Genomic DNA, 488 nt, shown 5'->3' with positions numbered 1-488 from the left:
GCGTTGGCGTCCCACCTGCTGGCCCAGGGGAAGCGGGTGCTGATAACCGCGCAGACCGACCGGGCGCTCAAGGAGGTCCGCGCCAAGCTGCCCCGAGAGATTCAATCGCTGGCGGTCGCGGTCATCGGCCAATCGCGCTCCGACATGGCCGACCTACGCACCGCCGTCGACAACATCTCCCGGCGGGCCGACGATTTCGACCCTGCTGATTCGCAGCGTTCGATTGCGCGGCACCTCGCCAGGATCGACGACCTGCGCCGTCAGCGGGCTGAGCTCCGCAACCGCCTGCTCACGGTTCGCCAGCAGGAGGTGGAACCGCGCACTGATGGCCCAGCCCAGGGCACCCTGGCGGCCATCGCCTACGACCATTTGCAGCACGAGGCCGACTGTGAGTGGATCCGGGCTTTTGAGGTCGATCCGACTGGCGCTGGGACGACGGTGTCCACCGAGGAAATTCAACGGTGGCGTTCCGTATTGCGGGACGAAGA

Annotated in this window: 1 protein-coding gene; it reads left to right on the top strand. The window is 66.8% G+C overall.

Annotated features, from left to right (window positions below; all coding sequences use genetic code 11):
* Positions 1-36: 36 nt before the first annotated feature.
* Positions 37-488: hypothetical protein (locus tag IMZ11_RS43860; RefSeq protein ID WP_228649646.1), on the top strand; the 452-nt coding region annotated here is incomplete at its 3' end.

It is taken from the genome of Microtetraspora sp. AC03309 (assembly GCF_020826795.1).
In the GTDB taxonomy this organism is placed as follows: Bacteria; Actinomycetota; Actinomycetes; order Streptosporangiales; family Streptosporangiaceae; genus Microtetraspora; species Microtetraspora glauca.
The sequence above is the reverse complement of the archived record's forward strand: the minus strand, read 5'-3'. Positions and strand labels throughout refer to the sequence as shown.